We start from the raw sequence: 17,443 nt of genomic DNA on the forward strand, positions 1-17,443 counted from the left end.
GAAGACGGCCCCCTCTAGGGTGAGGTCGATGCAGCGATATTCCCCGATCCGGACTGCGGCAACCGCCGCGATGCTTCTGACGCTCACGGCCTGTGCCGGCGGCAATTTCCGGCCCGTCACTGATGCGCCGATACGGATCGGACCCGCCTATACCATCCGCGGCACGACCTATGTCCCCGCCGCCGCGCCCTCCTATGACATGGTCGGCTATGCGAGCTGGTATGGCAACGAGTCAGGCAATCAGACCGCGAATGGTGAACGCTTCCAGCCCGGCTGGATCACCGCCGCGCACACGACGTTGCCGTTGCCGACTTATGTCGAGGTGACCGCGCTCGATACCGGACGTCGGATCATCGTGCGCGTGAACGATCGCGGGCCGTTCGTGCAGAACGGACGCATCATCGACCTGTCGCGCGGCGCCGCCGAGCAGCTCGGAATCAAGGAGCAAGGACACGCTCCGGTTCGCGTCCGCCGCGTCGAGCCCGCCGAAAAGGATCGCAAGCGACTGCGCGAAGGCAAGCCCGCGGCATCGCTGCCACCCGTATCGGCGGCCGAACTGCAACGGTTGCGCGGGGCCCTTGCCGCAAAGCCTCGCTAGGGTCAGGCCTCTAGGCGGACGCGCTGCCGGGAGAACGCCGCGGCCGGCGGCGGCGACTGGCTCGGCCAAGGAAGCGCGCGCCGATCAGCGTCCCGCCGATCGTCACCAAAGCGATGATCGCGCCGATGCCGAGCAGATGCGCCTCGGTGATACTTTCGGCCGACCCCAGCGTCTTTACGGCGAAATAGCCCGGCGCGAACATCGCCGGCACCCACAGGACGGCGGACGTGACATTCGCGATCTGAAAACGCCGATGGTCCATTTCCATCACCCCGGCGACGAGCGGAATCGTGGCGCGGATCGGCCCCAGAAAGCGTCCTGCGAAGATCGACAGAAAGCCGAAGCGGCGGAAGAAGAGCCGCGCCCGGGCGACCATCGGGCGATGGTTTTTGAGCGGCCAGCGGCGATAGGCCGAAGGCCCGATACGGCGACCGATGGCAAAGGATATCCAGTCGCCGATCGCGGCGCCGACGATCGCCCAGCCGATGATCCACCACGGGTCGACGATCCCCGCCCCGACGAGGCCGCCAACCGCGATCATCAGCGCCGTGGCCGGGATGAAGAGACCCACGATCGCCAGAGACTCGCCAAAGGCCAGAACCCCGACGATCGGTCCGGCCCACAGGCCGTGCTGCGCGATGAAAGCCGTCGCGCGCGGGATCAGTTCGTTCACGTCACCTCCTGCGCAATCGGTCGAATCCGGGCGCTGCCTGCGTATATACCGAAATGCAGGACAGATATGTGTCGCCCCGTCGCCGGCTTTGCACAACTCATCAACTGGTCAGCAGCTTCAGCCCCGAAAACAGCAGCACGGCGGCAAGCGCCGGACGCAGAATATGGTCGGGCGCGCGGCTCGACAGCAAGCTGCCGACGATCACGCCGGGGATCGAGCCCACGAGCAGGCTGACGAGCAGCACGGGATCGACATCGCCATAAAGCCAGTGCCCCGACCCCGCGACCAGCGCCAGCGGGACGGCGTGCACAATGTCGGTGCCGACGATCCGCGACACCGGCAGCGTCGGATAGAGCATCAGCAGCGCGGTCACGCCGATTGCCCCTGCCCCGACCGACGAGATCGAGACCGCGACGCCGATGAAGGCCCCGAGCAGCACCGTCGGCAAAAGCGCTCGCCGGTCGTGACGGCCCCCTCCGCGTCGCGCGAGCCGCATGAGCCGCTTCTGGAAAAGCGCCGCAAAGGCTGTCAAAATGAGCATGAAGCCCAGAAAAACGATGATCACATGCTCGGCCTGCGCGCCGATCTCGCCCAGCCCCTGCAGCGCGACAACCGACAGCAGCGCGGCCGGAATCGAGCCGGCAGCCAGGCGGCGGAAAATGCGCCAGTCGACGGTATCGCGCCAGCCGTGCACGGTGCTGCCCACCGTCTTGGTGATCGCGGCAAAGAGCAGGTCGGTCCCGACCGCCGTCTTGGCATTGACGCCGAACATCAGCACCAGCAGCGGCGTCATCAGCGACCCGCCGCCGACACCGGTCAGCCCGACCATGACCCCGACGAACAGGCCCGCGGTCACATGCATCACGTCGAAATGGCCGAGCAAATCCTGGAACAAGCAAACCCTCCTCGTTCGCCCCATGCTGGCAGCGGTCGTTCCGTCCTGTCAAACGGTGATCGACCAAAGGCCGGCGGGCACGGCAGGCGCCCGCCGGCCAGGTACTTACGGTCGTTCGATGACGACGGTTACAGCGCGGCGGTTGTTCGCATAGGCCGCCTCGTCCGATCCCACTGCAGCCGGACGTTCCTTTCCATAGCTGATGACGTCGATGCGGCCGGAATCAACGCCGAGCGTCGCGAGATAATTTTTCGCCGAATTCGCCCGCCGTTCGCCGAGTGCGATATTATAGTCGCGCGTTCCGCGCTCGTCCGCGTGCCCTTCCAGCGTCACGCGGACACCCGGATTGCGCGCCAGCCATGCCGCCTGGCTTTGCAGCACAACCATGTCTTCGGCATCGACATTATACTGGTCGAAGTCGAAGAAGATGCGGTCGGCAGAGACGTTCGCGATGAAATCCTGCTGCGATCCGGGGATGACGCGATCGCTCTCTTCGGGGCCGCAGCAGGTCGGCGGCGGCGGCAAATCTTTCGGCGCCTTCTTGGCACAGCCGCCAACGACCAGCATCGCGGCCATGACGCCTGCCAGCATTGCATTTTTCATCATATTCCCCCTCATGTTGAAGAACCCGCCCCCCGGCGGTTCCGTAAAAATTCAATGGGTCAGGATCGCGTCCGCGCCAGCGTTTCCGCGCGGGCGTCGATCGCGGCCGTGCCGCTGTCGCCGACCAGCGCGTAGGACATGTCGCCGCGACGCCAATAAGCGACCGAATGCTCGCCCTCGCGCACCGCGTCGGGTTGCTCGGGCGCGCCTTCGCGTCCGCGCTTGGCAAACAGCGACAGATGATCGCCCTCCTGCGTCTTCAGCGCCATCACCAACGCCGGTCCGCGTTCGGTCGGGAACAGCTGCACATCGGTGACCTTCCAGTCGGCCGGAACCTGCGGCACCGAGATGCGGGTCGCGCGCCGGATTTCGCGCGCGTCGAACTTCGGCGCTTCAAGCTGCGAGGCCATATCGGCGCGCATCCCTGCGACCATATGCGACGTCAGCGCATCATCGACATAGCCGGGCGGCCCCTGAAATATCACCAGCAGCGCGGCGGCAATTCCCGTGACCGACAGACCCGCGGCGGGCGCCCAACGCCGCCAGCGCGGGTCCGCTGGGGACGAACCGCCGCGCATGGCTTCGCGTATGCCGGGCGACAGCGGATCGCTTTCGCCCGCGAGCAGTTGCAGCGCGCTCCGCGTGCCCAGATCGCCCATCACGCGCGCGGCAAGGTCGGGGTGCTGGCGCAGATAATCCTCGACGGCGAAACGTCCCTCGGTATCGAGCTGCCCATCGACATAGGCGTCGATCTCCTGATCACTCGGTGCGGCTGCCATCCCGTCCTCCCACGATACGCAGCGCCGGTTCGGCTTGCCGCTCGTCCTGTTGCCTCAGTGCCGCGCGCGCCCGCGCTATTCGCGACATGATCGTTCCCACCGGTACGCCCAACACATCGGCGCATTCCTGATAACTCAAACCCTCGATCGCCGTCAGGTGAAGCACGGCGCGGTGATGTTCGGGCAGCGCGGCGAAGTTCCGCGCGATTTCGCCGAGCCGCGCATGATGTTCCTGCGAAGCATCCGACTGCGCGACCTGCGTCTCGGCGAAGCGGTCGTTGCGCCGGGCTTCCGCCGCCTCACGCCGCGTTCCCGAAACGAAGACATTGTGGACGATCGCGAGCAGCCAGCGCCGCCGGTCGCGACCCTCCTGATAGGTCGCCTGCCGCTCGATCGCGCGGAGCAGCGCATCCTGCACCACATCGTCGGCGTCGTCGCGATCGCGCGTCAGCGACCGCGCATAGCGGCGCATCGCCGCCACATCGTCGGCAAAGCCGCCGGCTTTTCCCCGACGGATCTTCATGCCGCGCATTGTCGGTCCGGCGCCGCATATTGCAAGGCTGCATCACGCCCGGCGAGCCGCTCATAGACGCGAACCACATCGGCCAGAATCGCATCCCAGCGATAATGGTCCGCGTTCTGGGCGGCTGCTTTTCCAAGCAGGTGGCGACGCACGGGCCGCTCGATCAACGACGCGGCGGCGGCGGCATAGGCCGCAGGATCGCGCGGCGACACGAGCAGGCCGGTGCGGCCATGCTCGATGAGCGCCGAGGCGCTGTCGACGTCCGCCGAGACAACCGCAAGGCCCGATGCCATCGCTTCCAGATTGACGTTTCCGAACGCCTCGGTGACGCTGGGATTGATCAGGATATCGGCGCTTGCGATGGCTTCGCCAAGCGCCGTTCCATCGAGGAAACCGAGGAAGGTCACATTGGGAAGCCGCCGCGCGAGCCAGTCGCGGGCGGGCCCCTCGCCCACCACGACGGGGCGAACCATATGGCCGCGCTCGCGCAACCTTGCGATCGTCTCGGCAAAGACGCCAAGCCCCTTTTCGAGGACGAGACGGCCGAAGAAGAGCGGAACCATATCGTCCGGCGCATAGCCCATATGCTGCCGGAAAGCCTGACTGCGCCGCGCCGGTCCGAACATCGCGCGGTCGACCCCGCGCGACCATATCGACACATTCCCGGCGCCGAATTGCGTCGCCAGCTCGTCACGGATGGGCGGCGTCGGTGCGAGGATGTGGTCGGCATCGCCGTAAAAGCGCGCAAGATAGCGATCGACGGGACCGCGCAGCAGGCCGAGGCGATAATAGTCGAGATAGGTCTCGAAACGCGTGTGGAGACTGGCCACCACCGGGATACCGGCGGCACGCGCGTAATTCTGTGCCTGCCTGCCGAGGATATCGGGGGCCGACAGGTGGACGATATCGGGCGCGAACGCTTCCAGATCCTCGCGCGCGGCGCGGGAAAGGCCAAGCGCGAGCCGATATTCGGGGCGCCTCGGAATGCACGCGGACCGGACCGGAACGATGTCGCCGACCGACGCGAAGGCCTTTTGCGGCGCGACCGGCGAATAGATGCGTACCGTTGCACCCGCTTGCGTGAGCAGGAATGCCACCAACCGGTTCAACGCACGGTTGGCGCCATCGCGTACACAGTCATAATTTCCCGAAAACAGGGCGATGCGCAGCGGCTTGACCCGGGCCCGATAAACGGATGCGAAGGGAGAAAGGGTGGAGAAAACCTTTGTCATGCAGCGCATACGCACGCCGCACGACGATTATTCCCTCTGATCGTCTGATATGGGACAGGTCAGGAAAATGGTGCCCGGGGACGGGGTCGAACCGCCGACACTGCGATTTTCAGTCGCATGCTCTACCAACTGAGCTACCCGGGCACGCGCGTCGCAAGACCGGTCGGCCTGCTAGCGAGCGGCGGCTATAGGCAGGGTGTTTCCTCCTGTCCAGAGCCTTTGTTGCGCTAAATTTGCGCGTCAGTCGCCGCCAAATCGGTCGTCGTCGGTGCCGCCGTCGGGCCCTTCGTGCGCCGGCATGCGATAGCCCTCGTCGAACCATTGGTTCAGATCACGGTCGCGGCAGCCGCGGCTGCAGAAGGGGCGGAATTCCTGCACGCGCGGCTTGCCGCAAAGCGGACATTTCGCGTCTTTACTGGGCATGGCCCGGTCCTTTCGCTTGAGCGTCGCGGATAATTTCGACAGGCCTGCCCGTGCGTTTTTGCAGCAAAGCGATCCAGTCGGGATACGCGGCGACATGGTCAGCAACGGCTGGCCGCGTGACGAGTTGCAGCGGCCCCGCGCCAACCGCCCGCTCGGCCTGCCGGAGCAGCAGCGCCGCGTCGGTAGCGACCGGATCGAATCGCACCTGCTCGATCAGCGACGGCCGCTCGCGGCGCCGGATGATCTGGAGGAAGCCGAAGCCGTTGACCGCAGTGCGCTCGAACGGCGGCGGAAGAAGCTCGTCAACCAGCGCGTCGATCGACAGCCGTTCGGCGCGGCCCGGCAGCGAGGGAAAGTCGATTCCGATCGATCCGCCAATGTCGCAGCATCGGATAACGTCGATAGCCGCCGCAGCGCCCGCCTTTGCCAGGTCCAGCGCATCCCCCTCGCCGTCGATATCGATCAGCGTCATTGCGGGCGTTGTGTCGACCCACAGCGCGCCACCGCCGAAAGGCCAATGCCCGGTGCGGACATGGTCGATCAGTTCGGACCAGCCCGCGTCTTCGAGCCGGTCGGGGCCGGTCGGCGCGAGTTCGGCGACGGGCAATCCGCTCGCGGCGACCCGCGCCCGCAAATCGGCACCATCCGCAAGCGGCACATCGGTGATCCGCGCGCGCGCCGGCTTGTCTCGCCCGCGTTCGCGCAGTGCCATGCGGACGATCTCGACAGTCAGCCTTGCGCCGATAGAGGTTCCCGGCGGCACGGATGCGAGCGTCGCCAGCGGCTCGCCCGGCAGATCAAGGCGCACCAACGCATTTTTCCCGGCCTCGACGAGGCGCGCGGTGACGACGGCCTCGACACGCGGCCCTTCACCATCGCGCTCGATCCGCGCCTGTATGATGCGGCCGTCCTCGACGAGCGCCGCGCGGCATTCGCCGATCCCGGCCTCGTAAAGCCATTCAGCCAAGCGGCACCCCGGCGCCGCTCAAAAGCGCGCGCGTCTCGAACAATGGCAGGCCGACGACGTTCGAATGGCTGCCCGACAGGAACCGCACGAAGACTTCGGCCTTGCCCTGGATCGCATAGCCGCCCGCCTTGCCCATTCCCTCGCCGCTCGCGACATACCAGTCGATCTCTGCGGCGCTGAGCGGCTTGAAGGCGACGATCGTGTCGGCGACGCGTACGCGCGGCCTGCCATCGGCGCCCACAACGCAAACGCCCGAATAGACGTGGTGGCGGCGGCCCGACAGAAGCCCGAGCATGCGGCGCAGATCGGCCTCGTCGACGGGCTTTTCGAGAATGCGGCGTCCGACCGCGACGGTCGTATCCCCAGCGAGAACGACCTCGTCCGCCGCCCGTTCGACCGCAAGCGCCTTGCCCTCGGCCAGCCGCGCGACATAGGCGCGCGGCAGCTCGCCTTTCAGCGGCGTTTCGTCGATTTCAGGGGCAGCGACCCGCGACGGCGTCAGGCCGATCCGCGCCAGCAATTCGCGCCGGCGCGGCGATGTCGAAGCGAGAACCAGCACGGGAGATACCGCGCCGGTCACTTGAAGCGATAGGTGATCCGACCCTTGGTCAGGTCATAGGGGGTGAGCTCGACGAGCACTTCGTCGCCCACCAGAACGCGGATGCGGTTCTTGCGCATCTTGCCGGCCGTGTGGCCCAAAATCTCGTGGTCGTTTTCCAGCTTCACGCGGAACATCGCGTTGGGGAGCAGTTCGACCACCTGGCCGCGCATTTCGAGAAGTTCTTCTTTCGCCATCAATCCTCAGGTGTTCAATATATCGGGATGCGCGCCCATAACGCCTATTCTTCCGAATTGAAAGCAATCTGTAACGCGCGGTTCAGGACACGAGTTTGATCTTGCGCGCGATGCGCCAGCCGACGGTTTTCGCCCAGGCATAGCTCGGCCAGCGCGGCGGCATCGCCGGGTCAAGCCCCATGCGGCGAAGCGCGGCGTTCGCGGCGTGCGCTTCGGACTCGCGGTAGCTCCATTCGCTGCGCCAGGTAATCGACAGCGAGATCGAGGGCGCATCGCCGTTCGCGACGAAATGCGGCGCCATGACGGGCATCAACACCGCATCGCCGGGGCCGAGCGGCACTTGCTGCGCGCCTTCGCGGTATGTGTCCTCCCACGGCAGATTGCGGTGCCCGCCGGTGTGATAGCGTTCATGCTCGCGGCGATGCGCGAAACGCTCGTCGCCTGCGGGCCAGACATTCATCACCTTGGTCCCGCGAAGCTGGAGCAGGATATTATGCTCGGGATCGAAGTGGAACGGGGTGATCGACCCCGGCGACGAGATGAAGACGAAGCCCTGCGGCGTCAGCATCGCGCCCGTCTGCGGCTCGACGACCGATTCCAGCTCGCCGAGCAGGCGCATCAGCAGATCGCGATACGCGGGCACACTCTCGATATTCTTGAGCACCGCCCAGCTGCGGTTGGTGTCGATCGTGCGGATGGTCTCGCCGATCGACAGGCCGTTCGAGGGCACATCCTCGGGCTTGATCCCGATCGGCACATCGCCGGGATTATATTCGACCTGGCTTGCGGGCAGATTTTCGCCGAGCGTCGCGAGCGCTTCGAGCGACAGCAGCGGATGATCGGGAAGCCGGTGGTGCAGCAGCCCCGCCTGCGCCGGATAGAGCGCCGCCATCCGCGCGAGCGTCTCGGCCGGAAACACGGGCTGATCGATGCCTTGGTGGGCCGTCATGATGCAGGCTGGTCCTCATGTTTGGCGCGCGCCGGCTGTTTCCAGCGTCGCCAGATCTTTTCCGCCTTGGCCAGCGCCTTGAAGCGCAGCCTGTCCGATCCGCGCGCCAGCGGCACATTGACCCAGACGAGATGGCGCCGTTCGCGCCAGACGCTGTCGATCATCGGATGCCCCGGCGCGGCGCAGCTATCGACCCAGTCGATACGCGGATCGTCCAATATGTCGAGGTTCGCCTGTTGCAGCAGCACCCCGGGCGAGAAGCGGGCATAATCCTCGTCGAACGCGGTCTTGAACGAAAAGCCGCCGGGCGGACAGAGGAAATTGATCAGCATCGCCAGCGGCCTGTCGTTCAGCGAAAGCACCCGCATATCGAGCTTACCGGCCGCGGCCGCACCGGTGACGATGGCGCGAAACCACGCTTCGGTATCGCCATGGCTGGCAAGCGCCGAGCCGGCCTGCCCCTTCCAGCCGCGCGCCTCGAGATCAAGGAAAGCGTCGATCCACCGCTCGACGGCATCGTCCGCCTGCCAGCGGCGGAAGGACACGCGCCCCTCCTCGGCGAGCCGGTTCGCCTGACGGCGCAGTTCCTTGCGCTTCTTGGCGCGCACCGCCTCGTCCCAATAGGCTTCGGGCGAGAGCGCGCTTTCGAGCAGCGCGCGCTCCTCGCGGTGGACGGCCTCGGCCGCGCCACCGCGCAGGCGCGCGACCTCGACCAGCGCGCGGTGCAGCGGCCCATCCTCGGTCAGTCGCGGGACGTGAACCAGCGTATGCGCCCAGTTCGCCGCATCGCACCAGCCGAGCAGGATCGACCAGAAAAGCTGCTCCATCCCGGCCCGTACCAGCGGCGCGCCGTGAAACTGATTGGGATGCGCCCAGCCGGTCACATGGCGCAGCGGCAGGCGGCCATATTTCGCCGCCGCGGCAAGCGGCATCACGCCGATCAGCGGCCCATCGCTGTCGGCCTGCACCATGACCAGCCGCGCCTGCCGTTCGGGATCGAGCAGATGCAGCGCCGATTGCAGGCACCAGCGCTCGGCGAAGGGATTGGGTTCGCTCGCCTCATGCGCCAGCCCGTCCCACGCCGCCGCAAGCTCGTCGGACAGCGCGAGCGGATCGGCGACGCGCACGGTAAGCGGCGCGGCGTCGGCGGCGTTCAGCGGAAAGGCGGGATGGACCGTCATCGGCAGCGAGCCTAGCAGCGAAGCGTTAAGAGGGCGTGGCTTTTCCAGTCGTTGCATCCCGCACGCGGGTGCGAAACACTCAAATCCCGAACAGCTTCGCCAGCGATTTTTCGAGCATGAAGAATTGCCAGATCAGTCGGCCATGATCGCGGCGGCCCGACTGGTGCGCCGCGACGATGCGTTCGATCTCGGCCATGTCGAACCAGCCCGACCGCGCGAGCGTCGACGACGTCGCGAGTGCCTTTGCCTGTTCGACCAGCGGCCCGCGAAACCAGTGCGACACCGGCGTCACAAAGCCCATCTTGGGGCGATAGAGAATATCGTGCGGCAGATAGCGTTCCATCGCCTTCTTGAGGATCGCCTTGCCCGTCCCGCCCTGCACGCGCATCGATGCCGGCAGGCTCGCGGCAAATTCGACGAGGCGATAGTCGAGCAGAGGCTCGCGCGCCTCAAGGCTGACCGCCATGCTCATCCGGTCGGTCTTGGTCAGGATATCGCCGGGCAGCCAGATCTTGAGGTCGGCATATTGCGCGCGGTCGAGCGGCTCGACCGCCGGCGCCTCGGCAATCGCCTTCCAGTAGCGCGCCTCGCCGATATGATCGCCAAGCGCGTGGACGGCCGCGTCGTTGAACAGCCGCGCGCGCTGCGCGGGGCCGGTCACGCCGACCGCCTCAGCATAGCCTTCCGCCCCGCTCTTCGACAGGCTCGCGAGCGTCGCGCGCGCGCGCAGCGGCCGTGGCGCCCAGTCCATCTGCGGCCAGACGCGCGACATCGGGCCGAACAATCCCTTGCGCAGGAAGCCCGGGATCATCCCGCGCAGCCTTTCTTCCTGGTGCTGAAACACGAGCCGGCGATAGCCCGCGAACGCCTCGTCGGCGCCATCGCCCGACAGCGCCACGGTTACGTCTTCGCGCGCGAGTTCGCAGACACGATAGGTCGGCAAAGCGCTCGCGTCGGCGAAAGGCTCGTCGAACATGTCGGCGATCTTGTCGATCAGCGCGAAATCGCCTGCCGCGACCGTGCGGGTGCGGTGATCGGTCGCGAACCGCTCGGCAATCTGCTGGGCGTAAGCGGTTTCGTCTAGCGCCGCCTGGTCGAAGCCGATCGTGCAGGTCTTGACCGCCTTGGCGCTCGCCTCGGCCATCAGGGCAACGACGGCGCTGCTGTCGACCCCGCCCGACAGGAAGGCGCCGAGCGGGACGTCCGAGACCATGCGGTCGGTCACCGCCGCACGCATCAGATGGACGAGATGCTCTGCCGCCTCGCCTTCGCTCGCGCGGACGCGCTTCGAGAAATCGGGCGCCCACCAGCGCGTCGGCGCCGGAACCGGTTTCCCGCGTTCGAGGAGCAGATAATGACCCGCCGGCAGTTTCTCGACGCCGGCGACGATGCAATTATCGTCGGGGACATAGCCGAGCGCGAGGAAATCCTCGACCGCCGTCAGATTGGCTTCCTGCCGCAGCAGCGGGTGACGGAGCAGCCCCTTCAGTTCGGACGCAAAAGCAATCGAGCCATCCGACAGGCGCGCATGGTGGAGCGGCTTCACCCCCAGCCGGTCGCGCGCGAGGAACAGGCATCCACGCATATGGTCGTGGATCGCAAAGGCGAACATGCCATTGAGCCGCGACAGGCATTCGACGCCCCACTGGCGCCAGGCCGCGATGATGACCTCGGTATCACCGCTGGTGCGGAAGCGGTGGCCGCGATCCTCGAGTTCGGTACGCAGCTCGCGGAAATTATAGATTTCGCCATTGTAGGTGATCGTGACGGCTTCGTCGTCACTCGCCATCGGCTGCGGACTGCCCGCGATATCGATGATCGACAGGCGAAGATGGCCGAGGCCGACGCCGGGGGCGATCCAGTCGCCCGATCCGTCGGGGCCGCGATGGCTCATCGGATGCAGCATCGCGCGGACGCGCGAAGGATCGACCGGCTTTGCCGTCTCGATATGATAAATGCCCGCGATCCCACACATATAGAAAGGGCTCTTAACGCGTTTCGAGCGCGCGGTCAGCCATCGCTTGCGCTCCACCCGACGCGGAAACGAAATCGGTGATCGCATCGCGGCCGCCGCGACCCTCTTCAGCCGACACGATCAGCGATAGCGCGCGCGGATCGCCGCCCAGTAATCGCGCCTTCAGACCCGCGAGTTTCGCAGCGCGCGGACTGCCGGTGGCACGGCCATCGACGACATACCAGGTCGCCGCATCGCGCAGCACGGGGCCGGGATGCAGCAGCCGGTCGCTCTTCGCCCCGTCGACGGGATCCAGCGCCGCGCTCCATGCCCATTTGCTGTCGGGATCGACCGCGCCTTGGCCGAAGGCAACCACCTCGCGTCCCTCGGCCTGCCGGACATAACCGCCGATCGCGACGGTAACGCGGCGCCCCTTCGCATCGGCAAAATGGCGCACGAGCCGCTGGTCGGCACCATCGAAGCGCGGCATCCACGCCATCTGCTCCGATGAGGCAGCAGCCCAACCCGCGGGGATCGCAATCGCCATGGTCTGGGGCAGCGACGCCGAGCGGCCACCGATCAACCAGCCCCAGGCGGCGAAGAGCAGCGGCAGCGCAAGCGCCGCAGGAAGCACGGCCTTCGCGGGTCCGGTAGAGCGCGGCGTCCCGTCGAGGCCCGTCACATTGACCGCGACGTCATTCGCGGGCCGGTCGAACCAGCGCCGCGCGACGAGCATCACGAGCAGGATGACGAGGCCGAAGAAGATCCAGCCATAGAAGACATGATCGATCCCGCCCGCGCGCTCGATCCCCCAGATTTCGGCGGCGACCATCGTGCCATAGGCACGCAGCGCGTTGGCGAGCACGGTCGTCGCAAGCGCCGCCGAGACGAAGACGATCCGCCGCGTCCAACTGCGAAAGCAGAGATGCGCCGCGAACACCGAATAGGCGAGCATCGCGATCAGGAAATTGACCCCCGAGCAAGCCTCCGCCACCTCGAAGAAGCCGGCGCGCGTGGTGATGAACACCCCCTCGATCTCGGCAGGAATCCCCGACAAATGGAGCAGGACAATGCTGATCTTCGCGGTCAGCGTCTGGAGCAGCGGCACCAGTTCCTCGCCGAACGGCACGAGCAGCAGCGCATAGCCGAGCGGGAACAGCAGCCCGCGTACCAGCTTTTCCCCAAGCGTCACCGCGACCGCACCCTGCAGCATCAGGACGAGCCCGAGCTGACGGAACAGCCCCACGCCTGCGGCCTCGCCGACAAGCCAGACGAAGGCCGCACCTGCCATCCAGATCAGCGCCGGCCACCACCAGACCGGCATCAGCGGTTTCAGCAGCGTGGTCCGCTGCGACACCAGCCAGCCGATCATCGGCACCATCAGCAGACAGTGGGTGAAGGTCGAGCTGTGCCACCAGATACCGGCCATGTCGGCGGCATCGGCATGGAAGATTGCGAGGATCGCCAGCGAAAGGCCCGCCAGCGCGGAAAGATGCTTCTGCCAGCGGGTCATGCGTCGAGCCCGAGCAGGCCGACGAGCGGCGCGAGGCGCGCGTCCCAGCCGTAGCGTGCGATCATGCGTTCGCGCGCCGCCTTGCCCATTGCGGCGGCGGCATCGCGGTCGTCGAACAGGCGCGCCACCGATGTCGCCATCGCTTCGGCGCTGTCGGCGACGAGCAGATGGTCACCCGGCACCGCATCGATCCCTGTCGCGGCCGCAGCGCTGGCGACCACCGGCCGCGCCATTGCCATCGCTTCGAGCAACTTGTTCTGCACCCCGCGCGCCAGCAGCAGCGGCGCGACCACCGCGTCTGCTGCCGCGAGCCAGGGCCGGACGTCGGGCACTTCGCCGGTGACTGTCACGCCGGGCAAGGCCCCGAGCGCGCGCACCTCCTCGGTCGGCGCGCGGCCGACGATCGCGAAACGCGCAGCGGGATGGCTCTTGCGGATCAGGGGGAAGATATCGGCGACGAACCAGTGCACCGCGTCGATGTTCGGGCGATAGTCCATCTGGCCGGTGAACACCGCGAGCGGGCCTTCGCCCTCACCCGCCGTGTCCAGTTCCAGCGCGGGATCGAAGCGATCGGTGTCGATCCCATTTTCGACCGCGAAGACGATATCGCCGCCAAGGCCGCTCCGCTCGCGAAACAGCGCCGCCTCGGCTTCGCTGACAAACAGGCTGGCATCGACCTTGCGCGCCACATCGGCCTCGAACGCCTCAAGCTTTTTCGCCTCACGCGTATGAACCCAATTCAGCGGCTGGCGCTTGTCCTGTTCGGCATAGGTCGCAAACTTGGCGGAATCGACGTCGACAAAATCCATGATCACCGGACCATCGAACCGCGCGGGCAAATATTGCGCCATCTGGCCCGAGAAGGCGACGATGTGAGTGACTGTGCCGAGCGCGAGCAACGCGTCGATATGCTCTGCCAGCGCGGCATTGCGGAACAGCTGGTTCGAGACCGGACCGCCGCCCAGCACAGCCCGCGCGAGCGCAGACAGCCGCGACACACCGCGAACCTCGATCGCCAGGCTCTTGCAAAGCGGGGCCATTTTGGCGCGCGCCGCCGCGGCATCGGCGGCATTGTCGGCAAGCGCCGCGACATGCACCGGCGCGAGCTTTGCCAGTGCCTCGAACATATGCCAGCTGCGAATGCGGTCACCGCGATCCGGCGGCCATGGTGCGCGGTGCACCAGAAACAATATCTCGGCCATCACCCGAGCCCGCGCGCGATCAGCGGTCCGATGCGGTTCGCCGCCCACAGCGGCAGCTTTTTCCAGAGGTCGACCTGCAGCCGGTATTTGGCGCTGTTCGGATTGGTGTCACGCGGGGTTTCTCCCGGCGCGAGCCAGCGCGCATAGACCAGAGGCTGCGGCTCGAACCCCCAGTTCTTCTTGTACGCGAAAGGCCCCGTCCCGACCTTCGAGCGGCCGAAATCGAAGCGCGTGCAGCCCTTCGTGCGGGCATGGAGCATCAGCGCGAAATACATGCGCTCATTGGCGCGCAACTTGCGCGCATCGGCGGTACCGCCGCCCCAATAGGGCATGACCGTGCCGCGCCAGTAGAGGCTGAGCACGCTCGAAACCGCCTGCCCGCCATCGCGCACGGTCAATATGTCAGCGTCGTCGCCAAAGGCGTCGAGCACCGCATCGAACAGCGCCTTCGGGAAGACCGGCGTGCCGAGATTGCGGACGCTGGTCGCATAGATGCGATAATGGTCGCGCCGTTCGGCGGCATCGCGGCCCGTCGTAACGGTCAGATCGCTGTCGAGCGCCTTTCTTACTTCGGCGCGCTGCTTGCGCGGAACTGCGAGCAGTTCGGCCTCATCGTCGGCAGCAAGGCCGCGTGCGAAGCCGGCATAGACCCCCTCCTCGCGGCGCCAGCCGTCGCCGTCGGGTTGCGGACCGCCGCGCAATTCGACCGACGGGACGCCCAGCGATGCGGCGAGCGCGGCCGCCGCATCGGCAAGCGCCGCTGCCGCAACCTCATCGTTCGCGAGCAGCCCGCCATCGACCGCAAAACCGCTGGCCACGAGCGCCTGCCCGAACAGCAGCGAGCGGATAAGATGCAGCGGCAGCAGACCGGCGATCGCGCCCGACGCATCGCGCGCGGCCAGCACATGGCATGTGTGTCCGGTCGCTTTGGTAATCGCCTCGCACCAGGCACGGCTATGGAACGGGGTCGCGTCGGCATGGCCCGCGACATAGGCATCCCAGACCGCGACATCGTTCAGCGGCGCGACGGAAAGCCCCGGCGTCACCGGATGGACCGGCGCATTCACGCGGCGGCGCGCCATGACACCGCGCGCTGCTGTTGCGCGGGCAACAGCGCGTCGGCGCGCGTCCATTCGAAATCGGCAAGCAATTTCTTCAGCTTTCCGGCCATCGCCGACAGGCCGCTATAGTGGCGGACCTTCGAACGCAGCGGCGCATCGGCGACGCGCGGCTGGCCGGGGTCGATCTCCCACGGATGGAAGTAGAGGATCGCCGGATGCCCCTCTTCATTCATTCGCGCGATCGCCCAGCGCGTGAAGCCATAGGGCAGCAAGCGCATGAAGCCGCCCCCGCCCGCCGCGAGCGTGCGGCCCGCGATGCGCGCGGTCGTGACCGGCCATTCGACAAGCTCGCTGTCGGCGAGCGGACGCCATGCGTGGCGCGGGCTCTGCGGCCAGCCATAATGATCGTGGACGACCGGCGCGACGCTCGACGAATAGGCATAGCCCTGTTCGGCGAGTACCGCATGCGCCCATGGAGTGCGCGTATCGACCGAAAAGCTCGGCGCGCGATAGCCGCGCACGGGGGTGCCGCCCAGATCCTCGAGGATGGCCTGCGTTTTCCTGAGGTCCGCGGCGAATTCGTCGGCGGTCAGGGTGAAGACGCGCTTGTGGTCATAGCCGTGGCTTGCCAGTTCATGGCCGGCATCGACAATGCGTTTGATCAGCGCCGGATAGCGCTCGGCAACCCAGCCCAGCGTGAAAAAAGTGCCCTTGGCGTTCGCATCGGCAAAGAGTTGCAACACCGCATCGCAGTTCGCCTCGACCCGGCATTCGAGCGCGGGCCAGTCGGCGCGGTCGATCGTGCGCTCAAAGGCGCCGACCTGGAACCAGTCCTCGACGTCGACCGACAGGCCGTTCTGCATCTTTCCTCACCTTCATCAGCACATTAGCCGATGATGTTCAGCGCGTCACGCGGCCCATACCTGCGATTTCGCGGGGTTGGGCGAATTTTCGGGATCGCGTTCGACCCACTCGATCAGCAGATCGAGCACGCGGCGAAGCGCGGCATCCTGTTCGACCAGACGCGCCTCGAGGCTGGCGATCTGCTCCTTGAGGGCATCGATCTGTGCTTCGTCGACCGCGGGCTGCGGTGGAACAAGCGCCAGTCGATCCTCGTTCGCAGGTTCGGCAGCGACGGGCTCGGCCGGCGGCGCGGCGAAGGGCGGGCGATCGCCCTGTACCGGCGCGGGCCATTCGGGTGTCGAGACCGCCGCGGCGTGCGCAACCACATCCTCGACCGGCAGCGGCGCAAGGCTCGCTTCGTCGATGCCGCGATCGGATTCTACCTCGGCAATCACATTGCGGACATGCTGCGCCGAAATGCGGTGCAATTCCTCGACCGCGCCGAACAGCAGCAGGCGGCTGACCAGCACGTTGAGCTTGCGCGGCACGCCATCGCTATAGTCGAAGATCAGCTCGAACGCTTCGGGCGCGAAGCTCGGATTACCCGTCCAGCCGACCTTTTTCAGGCGGTGGAGAATATAAGGTTCGACCTCCTCGGGCTCCATCGGATCGAGGTGGTGCGTCGCAATCACGCGCTGGCGCAACTGTTCGAGTGTCGGCGAGTGAAACAGCGTCTGGCGGAACTCGGGCTGGCCGAGCAGGAAAATCTGCAGCAGCGAATGGTCGCCAAGCTGGAAATTCGACAGCATGCGCAGCTCTTCGAGCGCCGAGATCGCGAGATTCTGGCCTTCGTCGACGATCAGCAGCGTCCGGCGCCCGGCGCGCGCCTGTTCGCGCAGATATTGCTCAATCGCGCGCAGAAGCTCGGCCTTGCTCTGCCCTTCCCATTCGATCCCGAACTGTTCGGCGACGAGGCGGAGCAGGTCGTCGCCCTCGACCTGCGTCGACACCAGCTTGACCGCGGTCAGGCGGCTGGGATCGATCGTGTTCATCAGATGGCCGACAAGCGTCGTCTTGCCCGCGCCGACGTCGCCGGTGATGACGATGAAGCCCTCACCCTGCGCCAGGCCATAGCCGAGGTACGACATTGCCTTCCGGTGCGTGCCGCTCTCGAAATAGAAAGCCGGGTCGGGCGTCAGCTGGAACGGACGGCCGGTGAAACCATAATATTGATCGTACATCGAAAATCCCC

General features: G+C 66.4%; 19 protein-coding genes and 1 tRNA gene. 1 reads left to right on the top strand and 19 read right to left on the bottom strand.

What is annotated here, in order from left to right; genetic code table 11:
- The first annotated feature begins 28 nt into the window (after positions 1 to 28).
- Positions 29 to 598 (top strand): septal ring lytic transglycosylase RlpA family protein, encoded by a 570-nt coding sequence (locus tag ACQY80_RS02640; RefSeq protein ID WP_428683375.1) that lies wholly within the window; start codon positions 29 to 31, stop codon positions 596 to 598.
- Between the two features lie 10 nt (positions 599 to 608).
- On the opposite strand, the gene ACQY80_RS02645 is transcribed toward ACQY80_RS02640, so the two are convergent.
- The 19 genes from ACQY80_RS02645 to ACQY80_RS02735 all read right to left on the bottom strand — a co-directional run bounded on the left by ACQY80_RS02645 (position 609) and on the right by ACQY80_RS02735 (position 17,432).
- Positions 609 to 1,271: a DedA family protein gene (locus ACQY80_RS02645; RefSeq protein ID WP_428683377.1), complete on the bottom strand. Its 663-nt coding sequence runs from the start codon at positions 1,269 to 1,271 to the stop codon at positions 609 to 611.
- Between the two features lie 100 nt (positions 1,272 to 1,371).
- Positions 1,372 to 2,133: a sulfite exporter TauE/SafE family protein gene (locus tag ACQY80_RS02650; protein WP_428685720.1), complete on the bottom strand. Its 762-nt coding sequence runs from the start codon at positions 2,131 to 2,133 to the stop codon at positions 1,372 to 1,374.
- 138 nt (positions 2,134 to 2,271) lie between these two features.
- Complete coding sequence (pal, locus tag ACQY80_RS02655) at positions 2,272 to 2,769, bottom strand: peptidoglycan-associated lipoprotein Pal (protein WP_428685722.1); 498 nt, start codon at positions 2,767 to 2,769, stop codon at positions 2,272 to 2,274.
- A gap of 59 nt (positions 2,770 to 2,828) precedes the next feature.
- Positions 2,829 to 3,548, bottom strand: a complete 720-nt coding sequence (locus tag ACQY80_RS02660; protein ID WP_428683379.1) for an anti-sigma factor family protein — start codon at positions 3,546 to 3,548, stop codon at positions 2,829 to 2,831.
- Complete coding sequence (locus ACQY80_RS02665) at positions 3,529 to 4,071, bottom strand: sigma-70 family RNA polymerase sigma factor (RefSeq protein ID WP_428683381.1); 543 nt, start codon at positions 4,069 to 4,071, stop codon at positions 3,529 to 3,531. The genes ACQY80_RS02660 and ACQY80_RS02665 overlap by 20 nt, the downstream gene beginning before the upstream one ends.
- On the bottom strand, positions 4,068 to 5,303 hold the full coding sequence (locus ACQY80_RS02670; RefSeq protein WP_428683383.1) for a glycosyltransferase family 4 protein: 1,236 nt from the start codon (positions 5,301 to 5,303) through the stop codon (positions 4,068 to 4,070). The genes ACQY80_RS02665 and ACQY80_RS02670 overlap by 4 nt, the downstream gene beginning before the upstream one ends.
- 68 nt (positions 5,304 to 5,371) lie before the next feature.
- Positions 5,372 to 5,447, bottom strand: a tRNA-Phe gene (locus ACQY80_RS02675).
- A 96-nt stretch (positions 5,448 to 5,543) separates the two neighbouring features.
- The gene (locus tag ACQY80_RS02680) at positions 5,544 to 5,726 is read right to left on the bottom strand and encodes a DNA gyrase inhibitor YacG (protein WP_428683385.1); all 183 of its coding nucleotides are present in this window, start codon (positions 5,724 to 5,726) and stop codon (positions 5,544 to 5,546) included.
- Positions 5,716 to 6,693 (bottom strand): ribonuclease, encoded by a 978-nt coding sequence (locus ACQY80_RS02685; RefSeq protein WP_428683387.1) that lies wholly within the window; start codon positions 6,691 to 6,693, stop codon positions 5,716 to 5,718. Before ACQY80_RS02685 ends, ACQY80_RS02680 begins: the two co-directional genes overlap by 11 nt.
- Complete coding sequence (locus tag ACQY80_RS02690) at positions 6,686 to 7,252, bottom strand: Maf family protein (protein ID WP_428683389.1); 567 nt, start codon at positions 7,250 to 7,252, stop codon at positions 6,686 to 6,688. Before ACQY80_RS02690 ends, ACQY80_RS02685 begins: the two co-directional genes overlap by 8 nt.
- 17 nt (positions 7,253 to 7,269) lie before the next feature.
- A complete protein-coding gene (gene infA / locus ACQY80_RS02695; protein WP_010162480.1) occupies positions 7,270 to 7,488 on the bottom strand; it encodes a translation initiation factor IF-1 in 219 nt (72 codons plus the stop codon).
- Between the two features lie 82 nt (positions 7,489 to 7,570).
- Positions 7,571 to 8,437, bottom strand: a complete 867-nt coding sequence (locus ACQY80_RS02700) for a cupin-like domain-containing protein (RefSeq protein ID WP_428683393.1) — start codon at positions 8,435 to 8,437, stop codon at positions 7,571 to 7,573.
- Positions 8,434 to 9,618 carry a GNAT family N-acetyltransferase gene (locus tag ACQY80_RS02705; protein WP_428683395.1) on the bottom strand — a complete coding sequence of 395 codons (1,185 nt, stop codon included), beginning with the start codon at positions 9,616 to 9,618 and terminating at the stop codon, positions 8,434 to 8,436. The genes ACQY80_RS02700 and ACQY80_RS02705 overlap by 4 nt, the downstream gene beginning before the upstream one ends.
- Positions 9,619 to 9,697: 79 nt before the next feature.
- On the bottom strand, positions 9,698 to 11,593 hold the full coding sequence (locus ACQY80_RS02710; RefSeq protein WP_428683397.1) for an XrtA/PEP-CTERM system amidotransferase: 1,896 nt from the start codon (positions 11,591 to 11,593) through the stop codon (positions 9,698 to 9,700).
- 13 nt (positions 11,594 to 11,606) lie between these two features.
- Entirely contained in the window at positions 11,607 to 13,085 is a 1,479-nt protein-coding gene (gene xrtA, locus ACQY80_RS02715) for an exosortase A (protein ID WP_428683399.1), read from the bottom strand.
- Positions 13,082 to 14,287, bottom strand: coding sequence for a TIGR03087 family PEP-CTERM/XrtA system glycosyltransferase (locus tag ACQY80_RS02720; RefSeq protein WP_428683401.1), 1,206 nt, complete (start codon positions 14,285 to 14,287; stop codon positions 13,082 to 13,084). Before ACQY80_RS02720 ends, xrtA begins: the two co-directional genes overlap by 4 nt.
- Positions 14,287 to 15,369 (bottom strand): FemAB family XrtA/PEP-CTERM system-associated protein, encoded by a 1,083-nt coding sequence (locus ACQY80_RS02725; protein ID WP_428683403.1) that lies wholly within the window; start codon positions 15,367 to 15,369, stop codon positions 14,287 to 14,289. The genes ACQY80_RS02720 and ACQY80_RS02725 overlap by 1 nt, the downstream gene beginning before the upstream one ends.
- A complete protein-coding gene (locus ACQY80_RS02730) occupies positions 15,351 to 16,211 on the bottom strand; it encodes an XrtA system polysaccharide deacetylase (RefSeq protein ID WP_428683405.1) in 861 nt (286 codons plus the stop codon). The genes ACQY80_RS02725 and ACQY80_RS02730 overlap by 19 nt, the downstream gene beginning before the upstream one ends.
- Before the next feature lie 45 nt (positions 16,212 to 16,256).
- Positions 16,257 to 17,432 carry an XrtA/PEP-CTERM system-associated ATPase gene (locus tag ACQY80_RS02735; RefSeq protein WP_428683407.1) on the bottom strand — a complete coding sequence of 392 codons (1,176 nt, stop codon included), beginning with the start codon at positions 17,430 to 17,432 and terminating at the stop codon, positions 16,257 to 16,259.
- Positions 17,433 to 17,443: the final 11 nt, after the last annotated feature.

It is taken from the genome of Sphingopyxis sp. (genome assembly GCF_965279755.1).
In the GTDB taxonomy this organism is placed as follows: Bacteria; Pseudomonadota; Alphaproteobacteria; order Sphingomonadales; family Sphingomonadaceae; genus Sphingopyxis.